General features: G+C 54.9%; 16 protein-coding genes. 4 read left to right on the top strand and 12 right to left on the bottom strand.

The annotated features are described in order from the left end of the window. Positions 1-46 precede the first annotated feature (46 nt). Both FD737_RS17940 and fpr read right to left on the bottom strand, forming a co-directional pair. On the bottom strand, positions 47-637 hold the full coding sequence (locus tag FD737_RS17940) for a YiiQ family protein (RefSeq protein WP_034823757.1): 591 nt from the start codon (positions 635-637) through the stop codon (positions 47-49). A gap of 106 nt (positions 638-743) precedes the next feature. Then, complete coding sequence (gene fpr, locus FD737_RS17935) at positions 744-1,490, bottom strand: ferredoxin--NADP(+) reductase (protein ID WP_097119673.1); 747 nt, start codon at positions 1,488-1,490, stop codon at positions 744-746. A 291-nt stretch (positions 1,491-1,781) separates the two neighbouring features. Between fpr and emrD the strand changes: the two genes are divergently transcribed. Then, positions 1,782-2,978, top strand: a complete 1,197-nt coding sequence (emrD, locus tag FD737_RS17930; protein ID WP_160834179.1) for a multidrug efflux MFS transporter EmrD — start codon at positions 1,782-1,784, stop codon at positions 2,976-2,978. Here the strand turns inward: emrD and glpX are convergent. The 3 genes from glpX to FD737_RS17915 all read right to left on the bottom strand — a co-directional run bounded on the left by glpX (position 2,968) and on the right by FD737_RS17915 (position 6,464). Next, entirely contained in the window at positions 2,968-3,978 is a 1,011-nt protein-coding gene (gene glpX / locus FD737_RS17925; RefSeq protein ID WP_097119674.1) for a class II fructose-bisphosphatase, read from the bottom strand. The genes emrD and glpX overlap by 11 nt on opposite strands. A gap of 96 nt (positions 3,979-4,074) precedes the next feature. Then, complete coding sequence (glpK, locus tag FD737_RS17920; protein ID WP_160834178.1) at positions 4,075-5,586, bottom strand: glycerol kinase GlpK; 1,512 nt, start codon at positions 5,584-5,586, stop codon at positions 4,075-4,077. A 29-nt stretch (positions 5,587-5,615) separates the two neighbouring features. After that, positions 5,616-6,464, bottom strand: a complete 849-nt coding sequence (locus FD737_RS17915) for an MIP/aquaporin family protein (RefSeq protein ID WP_034823747.1) — start codon at positions 6,462-6,464, stop codon at positions 5,616-5,618. Between the two features lie 421 nt (positions 6,465-6,885). Between FD737_RS17915 and zapB the strand changes: the two genes are divergently transcribed. After that, the gene (gene zapB / locus FD737_RS17910) at positions 6,886-7,125 is read left to right on the top strand and encodes a cell division protein ZapB (RefSeq protein WP_034823745.1); all 240 of its coding nucleotides are present in this window, start codon (positions 6,886-6,888) and stop codon (positions 7,123-7,125) included. 53 nt (positions 7,126-7,178) lie between these two features. Here the strand turns inward: zapB and rraA are convergent, their stop codons facing one another. The 6 genes from rraA to priA all read right to left on the bottom strand — a co-directional run bounded on the left by rraA (position 7,179) and on the right by priA (position 14,369). Beyond that, positions 7,179-7,664 (bottom strand): ribonuclease E activity regulator RraA, encoded by a 486-nt coding sequence (rraA, locus tag FD737_RS17905; protein ID WP_034823742.1) that lies wholly within the window; start codon positions 7,662-7,664, stop codon positions 7,179-7,181. A gap of 153 nt (positions 7,665-7,817) precedes the next feature. Continuing rightward, entirely contained in the window at positions 7,818-9,155 is a 1,338-nt protein-coding gene (gene hslU / locus FD737_RS17900; protein WP_045815700.1) for an HslU--HslV peptidase ATPase subunit, read from the bottom strand. 5 nt (positions 9,156-9,160) lie between these two features. Beyond that, positions 9,161-9,697, bottom strand: a complete 537-nt coding sequence (gene hslV, locus FD737_RS17895) for an ATP-dependent protease subunit HslV (RefSeq protein ID WP_071845580.1) — start codon at positions 9,695-9,697, stop codon at positions 9,161-9,163. Positions 9,698-9,902: 205 nt separating this feature from the next. Further along, positions 9,903-10,793, bottom strand: a complete 891-nt coding sequence (gene ftsN, locus FD737_RS17890; protein ID WP_097119676.1) for a cell division protein FtsN — start codon at positions 10,791-10,793, stop codon at positions 9,903-9,905. Positions 10,794-10,959: 166 nt separating this feature from the next. Beyond that, on the bottom strand, positions 10,960-12,003 hold the full coding sequence (cytR, locus tag FD737_RS17885) for a DNA-binding transcriptional regulator CytR (protein WP_034823733.1): 1,044 nt from the start codon (positions 12,001-12,003) through the stop codon (positions 10,960-10,962). 167 nt (positions 12,004-12,170) lie between these two features. Then, positions 12,171-14,369 carry a primosomal protein N' gene (gene priA / locus FD737_RS17880; protein WP_160834177.1) on the bottom strand — a complete coding sequence of 733 codons (2,199 nt, stop codon included), beginning with the start codon at positions 14,367-14,369 and terminating at the stop codon, positions 12,171-12,173. Between the two features lie 349 nt (positions 14,370-14,718). Here priA and rpmE point away from each other — a divergent pair, with 349 nt between their 5' ends. Next, entirely contained in the window at positions 14,719-14,934 is a 216-nt protein-coding gene (gene rpmE, locus FD737_RS17875) for a 50S ribosomal protein L31 (RefSeq protein WP_021506837.1), read from the top strand. Between the two features lie 76 nt (positions 14,935-15,010). Here the strand turns inward: rpmE and metJ are convergent, their stop codons facing one another. Further along, positions 15,011-15,328: a met regulon transcriptional regulator MetJ gene (gene metJ / locus FD737_RS17870; RefSeq protein ID WP_034823729.1), complete on the bottom strand. Its 318-nt coding sequence runs from the start codon at positions 15,326-15,328 to the stop codon at positions 15,011-15,013. 277 nt (positions 15,329-15,605) lie between these two features. Between metJ and metB the strand changes: the two genes are divergently transcribed. Next, positions 15,606-16,766, top strand: coding sequence for a cystathionine gamma-synthase (metB, locus tag FD737_RS17865; RefSeq protein ID WP_045815698.1), 1,161 nt, complete (start codon positions 15,606-15,608; stop codon positions 16,764-16,766). The last annotated feature ends 2 nt before the right edge of the window (positions 16,767-16,768 follow it).

Raw genomic sequence — 16,768 nt, 5'->3', positions numbered from 1 at the left:
TCAAACGTGTCGCTGGCTTTGCTTTTCGTCATTTTTGCCGCGGTGATCAAGGGGTCGCGAGCGCCAGTTTTATTGGCTCAACCGCGAAGGTTAATCCTTTGTCACCGTTATCCGCGACCACAAAACGCAATGCGCCTTCAGTACTGGCAAAATAGCGTGCGCCTTTGCCTGCGCTGAGCAATGCATCAAGCTTTTTGCGTCCATCTGCAGGCGATAAACCTGGGACAAAAAATCGCAATAATGCTGTCATGTAATCCATCGCACGTGCCTGCGCGGCTTTCATATCCGGGCCGGGAACCGGTAGCCAGGTAATTTGCAGCGTTTTGATTTTTCCGGTGCCCTGCTCCAGCGCGGTAGAAGCATAGAGTGTTTCATTGATCTTGCTGGCGGCGCGCGTCAGGTTGCTTTTATCGTCTCGATTATCAATCGCACGATATTCCTGCAACGGCAGGTCCGGATTCGTTGCGTTGTACTTCTCGCGGAACTGCGCGATGGTCATATCGAAGGTGGGGGCACCTGCCAATAGATAAGGGGCGGCAGGCAGGTGATCGCTTCGATCCTGCGGTGTCGCATCCTCCGCCCAGGCGGGAAATGTCAGCGCGACGCTCAAGAGCAGCGCGACTGGCAGGTTCTTCATTGCTTCGGCCCTAAATCATTCACTTAGCCCACGATTAGAACGGTTTTTACCGACCAAAGTCAAAACCCGCACAGGGAAAAGTCTGACATTCTTCACACCGCATGGATTACCAGTAATGCTCGCTGGTCATATGGCCGGGTTTGCGTTTGAAATGTTTACGCATCTCACGCGTATCTTTCAGCAATTGCTGGGTATCGCGCACCATTTGCGGGTTACCACACAGCATCACGTGGCTGGTGTCAGCGGTCATCGGCAAACCCACCGCACGTTCAAGTTCACCGCTCTCAATGAGCTGCGGAACACGACCGTGCAGCGAACCGGCGATCTCTTCGCGACTCACCACCGTCTGAATATGCAATTTGCCCTGATAACGCTGTTGCAGCTGCTGCATCAACGGCAGGAAGCTCAGGTCATCGGCGAAACGTGCCGCATGTACCAGCACAATGTTATCAAACCGTTCCAGGTCTTCGCCCTGTTGCAGAATCGATAAATAAGGACCGATCGCCGTGCCAGTGGCCAGCATCCAAAGCGTGCTGCAGTCGGGAATTTCATCGAGTACAAAGAATCCGGCGGCTTCTTTGGTCACCATCACCTGATCGCCAGGCTGCAATGCCTGCAAACGTGGACTGAGCTTACCCTCTGGCACCGTGACCAGATAGAACTCCAGTAAGGGATCGCGCGGTGCATTCACATATGAATAGGCGCGTTGCACGCGTTCACCATCAATTTCCAGCGCCAGCTTGGCAAACTGCCCGGCGGTAAAGGTATCAATCGGCGCGGTAACGCGCAGGCTGAACAGTGCATCGGTCCAGTTTTTCACTTCTTTCACTTCCGCATTGATCCACTCTGCCATGATCGCTCCTTATTATTGATTATTCAGGCGTATCACTATCATCGTCAGCCCTCTCACAGATTTCCAGCCCAGCGGAGAGTAAAGGGCTCTCAGCGACAAATCATGCGCACTCCACATCAACTGTAGCGGTCGGGTTACGACCCGGTACATAATCTTGACACCACTGTGCCAGTCGCTTTGCGCTCACCTCTCGATTTGTAACGCAATCCTGATATTTTTGCCGCCATTAATCGCCAGCAGCACTTTTTTAGTGCTGCTTTTATTTTGTTTCTCAGGCAGACATTTTGTTCCATGTTGAAGAATAAAACACAAAACCGCTTCCTGTTATTCATGCTGATCGTGCTGGTGGCGGTCGGACAGATGGCGCAAACCATCTATGTGCCGGCGATGGCGAACATGGCCGAAGCCCTGAACGTACGCAGTGGCAGCATGCAGCAGGTCATGGCCGCTTATTTGATGACCTATGGTGGGTCACAACTGATCTATGGTCCGTTGTCAGACAGCTTTGGCCGTCGTCCGGTGATCCTTGTCGGTATGACGATCTTTGCTGTGGGGGCATTGATCGCCATGTTTGCGCCATCACTGCAGATTTTGGTGCTGGGCAGCGCGGTGCAGGGTTTGGGTACTGGCGTCGCGGGGGTGATGGCGCGCACTATGCCGCGCGATCTCTATTCCGGTATCGCCCTGCGCCAGGCCAATAGTCTGCTGAATATGGGAATTCTGGTGAGCCCGCTACTGGCACCGGTGATTGGCGCGCTACTGACGCACCTGTTTGGCTGGCACGCTTGTTTTGCCTTTCTGCTGTTGCTGTGCGTCGGCGTCACAGCTTCCATGGCGCGCTGGCTACCCGAAACGCGTCCCGTGGATACGCCTGCCACACCATTTCTGCGCCGTTATGCTAGCTTACTTAGCGACGGGAATTTTATCCGCTATCTGCTGCTGCTGGTGGGCGCCCTGGCAGGCATCGCTGTGTTCGAAGCCAGCTGTGGCGTGTTGATGGGTGGCGTGCTCGGTCTGGATGGCATCACCGTCAGCATTCTGTTTATCCTGCCGATCCCGGCCGCCTTTTTTGGTGCGTGGTTTGCCGGACGCGAGCAGAAGTCCTGGCATACGCTGATGTGGTACGGCGTGAACAGTTGCTTGCTGGCGGGTCTGCTGATGTGGATTCCGGCATGGTTCGGCATCATGAATATCTGGACACTGCTGGTGCCTGCCGCACTGTTCTTCTTTGGTGCCGGGATGCTGTTCCCATTGGCAACATCCGGTGCGATGGAGCCGTATGCATGGTTAGCAGGGAGTGCGGGCGCGCTGATTGGTGGCATACAGAATTTGGGCTCTGGCGTAATTGCCTGGCTGTCGGCGCTACTGCCGCAGCACGATCAGTCGAGCCTCGGCATGCTGATGTTTGTCACATCGCTGGTGATGCTGCTGTGCTGGTGGCCGCTCTCACGTCATCCGGAGAGCGGCAAACAGGCGATTACAGGATAAACTGATGCAGCGCCGCGTCTTTGCGATCCAGATAATGGATCGACTGGATGCGGCGGATGGTGCGTGATTTACCGCGCACCAGCAGGGTTTCGCTGGTAGCGATGTTGCCTTTGCGTGTAATGCCTTTGAGCAGGTCACCGGTGGTGATACCGGTGGCGGCGAAAATCACATTATCGTTACGCGCCATCTCTTCCAGCTTCAGCACTTCTCCGGCTTTAATGCCCATTTCAACACAACGTTGCAGCTCCTGCTCGCCCAAACGACGGTTCTCTTCACTGTCGCCTTTGACGTCGTGGCGCGCCAATAGGCGAGCCTGCATGTCGCCATCCATTGCACGGATCACTGCAGCGGACACCACACCTTCTGGCGCACCGCCGATACCGTAAAGCACATCCACTTCACTGTCAGGCATGCAGGTCAAAATCGAGGCCGCAACATCACCATCCGGGAAGGCAAACACACGCACGCCGAGCTGCTGGAGCTGAGCGATCACCGCGTCATGGCGCGGCTTAGCCAGAATCGACACGGTCAGCTGGCTGAGGGGTTTATCCAGAGCGATGGCGATGTTCTTCAGATTGGCTTCGAGCGGCAGGTTGAGATCGATAGCACCGCGCGCGCCGGGCCCGACAATCAGTTTTTCCATGTACATATCAGGTGCGTGCAGGAAGCTACCTTTATCGCCCACGGCTAATACTGCCAGTGCGTTGGCCTGACCCATCGCCGTCATGCGTGTGCCTTCGATAGGATCGACAGCGATATCCACCGCATCCCCACGGCCGGTACCGACTTTTTCACCGATATAGAGCATCGGCGCTTCGTCGATTTCGCCTTCGCCAATCACAATCTGACCGTCGATATCAATGGTATTGAGCATAATGCGCATGGCGTGGACGGCTGCACCGTCGGCCGCATTTTTATCGCCGCGTCCTAACCAGTGATAGCCCGCTAATGCAGCGGCTTCGGTCACACGGGAAAATTCAATCGCGAGTTCTCGTTTCATGGTTGCACCTGATAAAAAACAGGCAGGCAGTGTAACACGGAGGGGAAAGCAGGGCGGGGAGAAAAACCCGCGGCAGGGTGCCGCGGGTCAAAGGTATTACTCAGCGTCTTCCCACGCTTGCGCACGTGCTACGGCTTTCTTCCAGCCTGCATAGCGCACGTTGCGTTCGGTGGTTTCGATGCTTGGGCGGAACTCACGTTCAACGACCGCTTTCGCACGTACTTCCTCCAGATCGCTCCAGAAGCCCACCGCCAGGCCAGCAAGGTAAGCTGCACCCAGCGCGGTCACTTCACGTACTTCCGGACGCTCAACGCGCGTACCGAGAATGTCTGACTGGAACTGCATCAGGAAGTTGTTGGCGACCGCACCACCGTCCACGCGCAGAGATTGCAGACGGGTGCCCGCATCGTTCTGCATCGCTTCCAGCACGTCACGTGTCTGATAAGCAATCGATTCCAGGGTTGCACGGATGATGTGATTTGCGTTGGCACCGCGCGTCAGACCGAAGATGGCGCCACGGGCATACGGATCCCAGTAAGGCGCACCCAGACCGGTAAACGCAGGCACCATGTAGACGCCGTTGGTGTCTTTCACTTTCAGGGCGAAGTATTCAGAGTCCGTTGAATCACTGATCAGCTTCATCTCATCACGCAGCCACTGAATGGAGGCACCGCCGATGAACACCGCACCTTCCAGTGCGTAGTTCACTTCGCCACGCGGGCCGCAAGCAATGGTAGTCAGCAGACCGTGCGTTGAAGTCACGGCTTCGGTGCCGGTGTTCATCAACATGAAGCAGCCGGTACCGTAGGTGTTTTTCGCCATACCCGGTTGTACGCACAGCTGGCCGTACAGGGCTGCCTGTTGGTCACCTGCAATACCCGCGATTGGAATACGCGTACCGCCTTTACCCCCGATGTTGGTCTGGCCGTAGATTTCAGAAGAGCCTTTCACTTCCGGCAGCATTTCGCGCGGAATATCGAGGATCTCCAGCATACGATCATCCCACTCCAGCTTGTGGATGTTGTACATCATGGTACGAGAGGCGTTGGTGTGGTCGGTGATGTGCACACGCCCCTGGGTCATTTTCCATACCAGCCAGGTATCAACGGTACCAAACAGCAGCTCGCCACGTTTTGCACGCTCGCGCGCACCTTCAACGTTGTCGAGGATCCACTTCACTTTGGTGCCTGAGAAGTAAGGGTTAATCACCAGACCGGTGGTATGCTGGATGTACTCTTCCAGACCCTCTTTCTTTAGCTTGTTACAATAGTCCGCTGTACGTGGATCCTGCCAGACGATGGCGTTATAAATCGGCTTACCGGTCTCTTTATCCCACACGATGGCAGTTTCACGTTGGTTGGTGATACCAATCGCGGCAATCTCATCAGAACGGATGTCGGCATGGGCCAGCACTTCGACCAGCGTTGAGCTTTGTGACGCCCAGATGTCCATTGGGTCGTGTTCTACCCAGCCCGCTTTCGGGTAAATCTGGGTGAATTCGCGCTGCGAGACGGCGACGATGTTCGCGTCATGATCGAGTACCACGGCACGCGAGCTGGTCGTGCCCTGATCGAGCGCGAGAATGTATTTTTTATCAGTCGTAGTCATTTTATTTTCCTGATGATTAACGATGAAACTTACGCTTTACGCTGCTCAGCGCGTGCGACCGGTTTTTCTGTTTTGCTGGCTTCCGCCACGTTGACCGGCAGGTTACGGCCAATCAGTGAACGGTAACCGAAGGCTCCGAGGCAAGCACCCACCAGTGGGCCAAAAATCGGAACCAGGAAGTAAGGAATATCTTTGCCGCCGGTGAAGGCCACATCACCCCAACCTGCGATGAAGGCGAACAGCTTAGGACCGAAGTCACGCGCCGGGTTGAGTGCGAAGCCGGTGAGCGGGCCCATTGAACCACCAATCACGGCAACCAGCAGACCAATTAACAGCGGAGCCAGTGGACCACGTGGTACGCCATTGCCGTCATCGGTCAGCGCCATGATCACCGCCATCAGTACCGCCGTAATCACCATCTCAACCAGGAACGCCTGACCGACACTGATGTGCGGGTTAGGGTAGGTTGAGAAGATACCGGCCAGATCGAGGCTCTGCACGCTGCCTCGCACCATTTGATGGCTGGCTTCATAATCAAAGAACAAATTGTAGTAGAGGCCATAAACCAGCGCCGCCGCACAGAAGGCACCTGCAACCTGCGCCAGGATGTAAGGCAGCACTTTGCGGCCTTCAAAGTTAGCAAACAGGCACAGCGCGACCGTTACCGCTGGATTCAAATGCGCGCCGGATACGCCCGCACTGAGATATACGGCCATGGAGACAGCAAGACCCCAGATAATACAGATTTCCCACTGACCGAATGCGGCACCAGCCAGTTTTAATGCAGCAACACAGCCTGCACCAAAAAAGATGATCAAACCGGTACCGAGAAACTCGGCGATGCATTGACCTTTTAGTGTGTTCGTTGTCTGACTCATAATGGCATTCCTGAAGCGAGGTTAAATTTTATCAGTTTTTGTTCTCAATCCATGAGTCACCCAGCTCTTATGTAGGGCTGATGTGAATTTATCGTTAACGAGCATAAACGAGAAATAGCGAAATCGAAATATGTGTACTCCGTCATAAAAATGCGCGTTTTCGCGTCTTTTACCTTTCTTTAAGGGCCATTAACCCTGCTTTACTTAAGTCCAATATCGTGACCGCGCGCAAAAATGCGCGATCGTGAGCATTTTTTTAAGCATTAACTGAAAAGTGTTACAGACTGCCCGTGCAGGCCTTGTGTCGCTGGACTTGCGGGGTGTGGCTACATACAATCGGGACATCGTGGCTGGACGCACCATAACAAGGCAGTCCCAGCACCATCAACGCCTTGCAAGAGATTTAGGAGAGGTCATAAAGATGTCATTTGAAGTGTTCGAGAAACTGGAAGCCAAAGTACAGCAGGCGATTGATACCATCACCCTGCTACAGATGGAAATCGAAGAACTGAAAGATCAGAATAATACGCTGCGCAACGAAGCTAGCCAGGCTTCCGGCAACCAGGATGCACTGGTGCGTGAAAACCAGCATCTGAAAGAAGAACAGCACGTGTGGCAGGAGCGTCTGCGTGCACTGTTGGGAAAAATGGAAGAGGTTTAAGCGTCTATGCTTAAACCCATGACGGGTGCTGCGGCACCCGTTTTTGTTGAGGCTTACTCGATATCGAGGGCGTCTTCCGACAGAATGATGCCGGTGTTATCGGCATAAAGATGGTCTCCAGAGAAGAAGGTTACGCCGCCAAAGTTAACGCGCACGTCACTTTCGCCAATCCCTTCTCCCGCCGCACCGACCGGAATCGCGGCAATCGCCTGAATACCAATTTCCAGCTCTTCCAGATCGTCCACCTGACGCACTGAGCCGTAGATCACCAGGCCTTCCCACTCGTTTTGCGCTGCCAGACGCGCCAGTTGCGCATCAACCAGAGCACGACGTACCGAGCCGCCGCCATCAATCACTAACACGCGACCCCGGCCATTCTCTTCCAGCAGATCGTAAAGCAGGCCGTTGTCTTCGAAACATTTCACTGTGGTGATTTGCCCACCGAATGAGGTGCGTCCGCCAAAATTGGAAAAGAGCGGTTCAACCACGTTCACTTCTTCATGGTAGATGTCACAGAGTTCGGAAGTATCGTATTTCATGAGGGTATCGTCTGTTTGCCACAGGAGCGGTAAGTATATCGCTATCTGACGATTGTTGGCAAAATCATCACCCGCTAAAAAAAGCGCTGCATCAATATCCTGCGTAAAAAAATGCCCGGCACAGTGGCCGGGCAGCGGATAACGATGGAACCTTTACAGAATAAAGCGGCTGAGATCTTCGTCGGCCACCAATTCGTCCAGATGCTTGCCTACGTAATCAGCATCGATGGTGATGGATTCGCCGTTGCGATCGCTGGCGTCATAGGAGATGTCTTCCATCAGACGCTCCAGCACCGTGTGCAGACGACGCGCACCGATGTTTTCAGTCGTTTCGTTCACCTGCCATGCGGCTTCGGCGATGCGACGGATGCCGTCTTCGGTGAAATCAACGTTCACGCCTTCAGTGCCCATCAGTGCTTTGTACTGTACGGTCACAGAAGCGTTTGGCTCCGTCAGAATACGTTCGAAATCATTCACGGTCAGCGCCTGCAGCTCTACACGAATCGGCAAGCGACCCTGCAGTTCTGGAATCAGATCTGATGGGCTGGCGACCTGGAACGCGCCTGAAGCGATAAACAGAATGTGGTCGGTTTTCACCATGCCGTGCTTGGTGGACACGGTGCAGCCTTCCACCAGTGGCAGCAAGTCGCGCTGTACACCTTCGCGTGATACATCCGGGCCGCCCGCATTCTGGCCGCCGCGCTTACAGATCTTATCGATTTCATCAATGAACACGATACCGTGCTGCTCAACGGCTTCGATGGCGTCTTGCTTCAGCTCTTCCGGATTCACCAGTTTTGCCGCTTCTTCTTCAATCAGCAGCTTCATGGCTTCTTTGATCTTCAGCTTGCGCGCTTTCTGCTTCTGTCCGCCGAGGTTCTGGAACATCGACTGCAGCTGGCTGGTCATCTCTTCCATGCCTGGAGGCGCCATGATTTCAACACCGGCTGCGGATGCGGCCAGATCGATCTCAATCTCTTTATCATCCAGCTGGCCTTCACGCAGTTTCTTGCGGAAAGACTGACGGGCCGCAGAAGGTTCGGCAGTGTGCTCAGCCTGGCCCCAGTTATTTTTCGCTGGTGGGATCAGCACATCAAGAATGCGCTCTTCCGCCATCTCTTCGGCGCGGTATTTGTTTTTCTCGATGGCCTGACTGCGCACCATTTTGATGGCAGAGTCGGTCAGATCGCGAATAATTGAGTCGACTTCTTTCCCCACGTAACCCACTTCGGTGAATTTCGTGGCTTCGACTTTGATGAAAGGCGCGTTGGCGAGTTTTGCCAGACGACGCGCGATTTCGGTTTTACCGACACCGGTCGGGCCAATCATCAGGATGTTTTTTGGCGTCACTTCATGACGCAGCTCTTCGTCGAGCTGCATGCGGCGCCAACGGTTACGCAGCGCAATCGCCACGGCCTTCTTTGCGCCGTCCTGGCCGATAATAAAGCGGTTAAGCTCGCTGACAATCTCGCGGGGAGTCATCTCAGACATGATGTTTAGTCCTTAGCCTTAGACGGTAATTCTTCAAAGTTGATGTTGTGGTTGGTGTAAATGCAGATATCGCCAGCGATGTTCAGCGCCTTCTCAACGATATCGTGCGCACCAATGTCGGTATTCTCCAGCAGGGCACGAGCCGCTGCCTGGGCGTAAGGCCCACCAGAACCGATAGCAATCAGATCATTTTCCGGCTGAATGACGTCACCATTACCGCTGATGATCAGTGAGGAGTTCTCATCAGCTACCGCCAGCAGCGCTTCAAGACGGCGCAGCATGCGATCGGTACGCCAGTCTTTTGCCAGTTCGACCGCGGCTTTCACCAGGTGGCCTTGATGCATTTCCAGCTTGCGCTCGAACAGTTCAAACAGGGTGAAGGCATCTGCGGTGCCGCCAGCAAAACCAGCGATCACTTTATCATTGTAGAGACGACGCACTTTCTTCACGTTACCTTTCATCACGGTATTGCCGAGCGTAGCCTGGCCATCACCGCCAATCACGACTCGGCCGTTGCGTCGTACACTTACTATTGTTGTCACGGGCAGACCCCTTGTTGCAGTGGATAAGGAACTTCGCGCACAGAGCGCGGAGTATCATGCAACCAGATATGGGGTAGGTTTGAAGGGTTTCAACCCCGAGATTTGTCTTACTTGAAATGGCCGGTACGTTGGCGAGGTGCGTTCACCCCTGTAACTTACTGATGCAAGCTCAGGGGATTCACGCACTTGCCGCGAGGCGAATGACTTAAGGTAAAGCGAGAGGAATGCAGCTTCCGTGTCCGGAGCTGTGTAAGCGTTTGACCGTGCTGTCAGCGCTGCTGCGATCTTTAAACGGCCCGATTACCACACGATTCCAGCCCCCGCTGGTGGTGATACGACTCTCGAAACCTTCAAAAGCCAGACCTGCGCGCACAGACTCTGCCTGGTCAGTGCCTTTGAACGATCCACACTGCACCATCCAGCGCTGCGAAGCGGCTTTCTCTTCCGGTTTCGCTTTTGCCGTTTCCTGGGGTTTCGGCTGTTGCACTGGTTCACGCGTTATCGGCGCTGGCTGTTGTTGTTGACGCGTCGCCTGCTGTTGCTGCAACTGTTGTTGACGTTGTTGCTGCTGTAACTGTTGCTGCTGGCGCTGCATCTGTTGCTGTTGTTGCTGAACCTGCTGCTGGCGTTGCAGAGTTTGCTGACGCTGTGCCGGAGTTTGTTCGTTCCACGGCACTTCGTTGAGCTGCGTCGGTTGCTGGCGCATATCAGCCTGCATCTGTTCCAGCAATTGGCGCTGCTCATCCGTCAGCTGTGTTTGTGATTGCACACCACCACCAGCAGACGGTTCAGTCGGCGTCGGCACGGTGATTTGGCGATTTTCCAGCTCTTTGATGTATTTCCAGCGCTCTTCCGGCTTAGGCGGAAGGCCGTTGCCGTTGGCTTTATGATTCGGAATGACCTCAGTCTCTTCTTTTTTATGATGAGAGATGAACCATAAACCACCGGCAAAGGTGACCAGCACGGCCACGGCCAGTACGATCATCAACTTTGACGTGCCGGAGCCGCCTTTGCTTTTCTTACTGCGGCCTGCAGCGGGTTTTTTGCGACGCGTCCCTGTTGAACGCCCGCGGCCTACATAATCTCTCTGTGCCACTTTCGTTCTGATACCCTTCAAAAAAATGCCAATGGGCGAAACCCTAAATTAAGACGGGTGTAAAAGTTCTGTTAATTGCCCGGCAACGAATGCGTCATGTTACTCAAGGGCTGGAACTTTGACCAGCAAAGTCTGCCTTCAGAATCCGCTGAAAATGCAGTGAAGCCTAGACCATTTTTCCCGTTTTTGTGGCGGGTGCGGTGCTTCCGCGCACGCGTAATTCCGCGTCGAGTAAACGTGAGCCGTTGTTGACGCGTTTGCCCTGCAGTTCATCCAGCAACAGCAGCATCGCCTCACGACCAATGGCAAATCGCGGCTGTGCCACGGTGGTGAGTGGGGGATCGTAATACTGCGCCAGTTCGATATCGTCAAATCCCACCACGGAAAGATCCTGCGGAATGCGCATGCCCAGCTTTCGTGCCTGATTCATTGCACCTAATGCCATCAAGTCGCTGTGGCAGAAAATGGCTTTCGGCGGCTGCGGTAAGCTCATCAACTGTTTCAGCGCACTGGCACCAGCTTCGAAGGTGAAATCACCGTGCACAATCATCGTGGGATCAATGGCGATACTGCTGCGGCGCAGAGCCTGAATGTAGCCTTGTAAACGATACTGGCTGAGCGGGATATGTTCCGGCCCGGTAATGCAGGCAATCTGGCGATGACCGAGTTGCAGCAGATGATTGACAGCTTCAAATGCCGCCGTCAGGTTATCAATATGCACGGTAGGCAGAGCCATTTCCGGGGCGAATTCGTTGCCCATCACCATCGGCGGCAGGTTACGCTGATCTTCAATTCCTGCATCGAACGGCAGTTGTGAACCCAGCAGCACCATGCCGTCGATTTGGCGCGTCAACATCAGGTTGAGGAAGGTTTTTTCCTGCTGATCCTGATGTGCGCAGTCGCCAATCAACACCAGATAGCCTTCCTGCGCCGCGGTGACTTCGACGCCACGGATGATTTCACTAAAGAACGGATCGCAGATGTCCGGCACTATTACCAATATGGTTTGCGTTTCGCCGCGTTTGGCATTGCGCGCCAGCCCGTGTGGCGCATAGCCGACATCAATCACCGCTTGTTCTACTTTCTGCCGGGTGGCAGCCGAGACTTTTTCCGGGTTCATCAGCGCGCGAGAAACCGTGGCGGTAGAGACGCCGGCTTTCTCGGCCACATCTTTCATGGTGGCAGCAGATGAAGGTTGCTTCTGGTCCAACGTATAACTCCTGACGCGGTACAGCGCATTGATTTTCAGACATTGCCGGGCTTCAGCCGGGATGGGCACTATTGATAACCCAACGTCGGGTGAGGTTGTTACTTAATTTGCATAAAAATTGTGACTTGTGCGACTTTTTTCGATCTGGCTCGCAGATGTGATGCGGCCTAAATCTCGGTGGGGTCGATATCCAGTGTCCATTTGGTTTTGCGCGCGGCGGGCAGGGTGGAGATCAGCGGTAGCGAACTGCTTAGCAGCTGTTGCAGGCGTTTACGCGAAGGATGCTGTAGCAACAGTTGCCAGCGCCAGCGCCCACTGCGCTTTGGTGCCAATGCCGGAACCGGACCCATCAGCCACATAGCCTCATCTTTCAGCGGGCTGGCTTCGAGTAAATTGCGCAGCTGTGTGAGGAATTCAGCGGCCTGCGCATTGTCCATGTCTTCCGCGCGGAACAGCGCGTGGCTGGTCCACGGCGGCAGCTGCACCGATTGGCGCTCCAGCAAGGTTTCCTCGGCAAAGGCGAAATAGCCACGATGCAGCAACGTTTGCAACAGCGGATGCTCGGGATGGTGCGTCTGCAGCAGTACTTCACCCTGTTTACCGGCGCGCCCGGCGCGCCCGGCCACTTGGGTATAGAGTTGAGCAAAGCGTTCGGCGGCGCGGAAATCGGCGGAGAATAAGGCGCCATCGACATCCAGCAGGGAAACCAGCGTCACGTCGGGGAAATGGTGCCCTTTTGCCAGCATCTGTGTGCCAACCAAAATGCGGGCACCGCCGCGATGCACATCCGCCAGATGCTGCTCCAGTGCACCTTTGCGGCTGGTGGTATCGCGATCAATGCGCGACACCGGTACGCCGGGAAAGAGTGTGCTGAGCTGCTGCTCAAGCTGCTCTGTACCGACGCCGACCGGCATCAGGTGTGTGGAACCGCAACCCGGACATTGATTGGGCAGCGGGCGCTGGCTGTCGCAGTGGTGGCAGCGCAGCTGACGATGATGCTGATGCAGCGTGTAATAGCTGTCGCAGCGTTGACACTCTGCCAGCCACCCGCAGTCGTGGCACATCAATGCAGGCGAGAATCCGCGGCGGTTGAGGAACAGCAATACCTGATTATCGGCCTGCAGGTGCTGGCGCATTTTGCCCAGCAATGCGGGCGCGAGCCCACCCTTAAGCTGCTGGCCTTTAAGGTCGATTAGCTGTTGCAGTGCCGGTTTGGCGTTGCCCGCGCGTTTGGTAAGATTGAGCTGTCGATACTTGCCGACGCGCACATTGTGCAGCGTTTCCAGCGCCGGTGTGGCAGAACCCATCACAATCGGGATATCTTCTTCGTGAGCGCGAAACACCGCCAGGTCGCGCGCCTGATAGCGCCAGCCTTCCTGCTGCTTGTACGAACTGTCGTGTTCTTCATCAATAATGATTACCCCCGGACGCGCCAGCGGTGTGAACAGCGCGGAACGCGTACCGATGATAATCGCGGTTTCGCCACTGCGCGCACGCAGCCATACCGCAAGACGCTCACTGTCATTGAGTGCCGAGTGCAGCACATCGATCGGCGCATCGAAGCGTTCACGGAAGCGTGCAATAGTTTGCGGTGTCAGGCCGATTTCCGGCACCAGTACCAGCGCCTGTTTGCCGCGCGCCAGCACATTCTCTAGCACGCTGAGATAGACTTCGGTTTTGCCCGAACCGGTAATGCCTGCCAGCAACCACGCTGCATAATGATCATCTTCGCTGCGCATCGCGCCGACGGCCATCGCCTGATCGGTATTGAGACGCAGGCGATCGCCCTTCACCGCAAAGGTGGTGCGCCAGTCGTGCATCTGCGGTGCGTGTTCACGCAGATCGCACAGACCTTTGGCACGCAATGATTGCAGCGCGGCGTCAGTCAGATCCTGTTCACTGACCTGATGGCGATAGAGAGGTTGCTGGCGCAGTGCCGCTAAAGCTTGCTGCTGCTTGGGTGCACGCTTCAGGCTTTCCATGGCCACTTCGCGTCCGGCGTCGTTGACCACCCACTGCCACAACGGCGTTTCCTGCGCCGGTTTGCCCTGACGCAGCAGCACAGGTAGAGCATGGTTGAGCACCTCGCCGAGCGGCGAATGGTAATAGCTGGCGGCCCAGTTAAGGATGCGCCACAGCGCTGGAGAGAATAGGCTTTGATCGTCCAGCACGCTCTCCAGCGGTTTAAGCTGAATCAGAGGCAGGTCGCTGCTTTCTTCTATCGCCACCACAATGCCGATCATTTTGCGATTGCCAAACGGCACGCTGACGCGCGCGCCCACTACCGGCTGCGGCGCATCGGCGGGCAGCAGGTAGTCAAACAGGCGAGGCAGCGGAACGGGCAGGGCAACCTGAACAACGGGCATGTCGATCTCTATCCGGTACTGTAATAAGGAGAAGTAGTGTACACGCTGATGCAACCCTCGTCATACTTCACGCCACAGCCACAGCCACAGCCACAGCCACAGCCACAGCGCATAGACACATTGGCTGCGCACGCTCTTTCTATCAGATGGACTGGGATGAGGACGTTCACTGCCTCCCAGTGGCTCAGAGAATAAACAGCTGATATTTGCCTGGTGCGGTCAATTTCTGTATACTATGCCGCCTTTGATGAGATGACTTGTCAAAGATACACTTAATTATTAACCGCGTGTGGTGCTGTGCAGGTTCGCCTGGCACGGAGAGCGACACGGCCTTTTATGAGGTTCTCCCATGAAACAAGGTATTCACCCGAAATACGAAGCTGTGACCATCACCTGCTCTTGCGGCAACGTGATCAACACCCGTTCAACCATGACTGGTACCCTGAACCTGGACGTGTGCGGCAAATGCCACCCGTTCTACACTGGTAAGCAGCGTGTTGTTGATTCTGGTGGTCGTGTTGATCGCTTCAACAAGCGTTTCAGCATCCCAGGCAGCAAGAAATAAGATTATTTGCCATCGAATCTTCGGATTCGGCAGCAAGAAAAAACCCAGCCTTGGCTGGGTTTTTTTGTTTCTGGACTCAGTATTCCCAGGTGTCGGGATCGATGCCCATCTCACGCATAATCTGCTTAGCTTCTTCCGGAATCTCATCGCTACGTTCTTTGCGCAAATCGACATCATTTGGCAGCGGCTGCCCGGTGAAAGCATGCAAAAAGGCTTCGCACAGCAATTCGCTATTTGTGGCATGACGCAGGTTATTCACCTGACGGCGCGTGCGTTCATCCGTTAAAATTTTCAGCACTTTCAGCGGGATAGAAACTGTAATCTTCTTAACCTGCTCGCTCTTCTTGCCGTGTTCAGCGTAAGGGCTGATATATTCGCCGTTCCATTCAGCCATGGGTTACCTTAATCAATAAAAGTTGAATATGGGGAAATCCGTTGATTATGCCCGATTTTTCGATGCCTGACCGCTTAAACTGCCGGTTTTATGCTTACGCATCGCTTTTCACAGGAAAGCGCGCTGAACACCAGGCGATGACGCGTAATTTTAGCGGGTATTGATGATTTGCTCAATCTATACGCAAAGACATTTAGATGTCCAGATGTATTGACGTCTATGCGCTGAATGTTATCCTGTTGCCACTTCTTATTACACTTCAGGAACAGTAAGCACCATGACGCGTAAACAGGCAACCATCGCAGTACGCAGCGGTTTGAATGATGACGAGCAATATGGCTGCGTTGTCCCACCGATTCACCTCTCCAGCACCTACAACTTCCTCGACTTTAATGAACCGCGTGCACATGACTACTCACGTCGCGGTAACCCCACGCGTGATGTGGTACAACGCGCGCTGGCAGAACTGGAAGGCGGTGCGGGCGCGGTATTAACCAATACCGGGATGTCAGCGATTCATCTGGTGACCACCGTGTTCCTGAAGCCGGGCGATCTGCTGGTTGCCCCACATGACTGCTACGGCGGCAGCTATCGCCTGTTCGACAGCCTGAGCAAACGCGGTGCTTATCGCGTGAAATTTGTCGATCAGGGTGACAAAGCCGCGCTGGCAGCCGCGCTGGCCGAGAAACCCAAACTCGTGTTGGTGGAGAGCCCAAGCAATCCGCTGCTGCGCGTGGTAGATATCGCCGGCATTTGCCAGGCGGCGCGTGCAGCGGGTGCGATCAGTGTAGTGGATAACACCTTCCTGAGTCCGGCATTGCAAAATCCGCTGGCGCTGGGAGCCGATCTGGTTATCCACTCTTGCACCAAATACCTGAATGGTCACTCGGATGTGGTGGCCGGAGCGGTGATTTCTAAAGATCCGGCGATGGCCACGGATCTTGCCTGGTGGGCGAATAATATTGGTGTAACCGGCGCAGCGTTTGATAGCTACCTGCTGTTGCGCGGTCTGCGCACGCTGGCGCCGCGTATGGCGGCAGCGCAGCGTAATGCGCTGGCGATTGTTGATTACCTGAAGCAACAACCGCTGGTGAAAAAACTGTATCATCCGTCTCTGCCGGAAAATGCCGGACATGAGTACGCGGTGCGTCAACAACGTGGCTTTGGTGCGATGCTCAGCTTTGAACTTGACGCTGATGAAGCGCGTCTGCGCCGCTTCCTGAAAGCGCTGCAGTTGTTCACGCTGGCGGAATCCCTGGGTGGCGTGGAGAGCCTGATTTCGCACACCGCGACCATGACGCATGCCGGCATGTCTGCGGAAGCGCGCGCGGCAGCGGGTATTTCAGAAACGCTGCTGCGTATTTCTGTCGGAATTGAAGATCACGAAGATTTAATCGCCGATCTGGATAATGCATTCCGGATCGCAGCCGAGGAGTAAGC

Source organism: Pantoea sp. Seng, from assembly GCF_009829935.1.
GTDB lineage: Bacteria > Pseudomonadota > Gammaproteobacteria > Enterobacterales > Enterobacteriaceae > Pantoea > Pantoea communis.
This window is presented reverse-complemented; position numbering and strand designations above follow the sequence as displayed.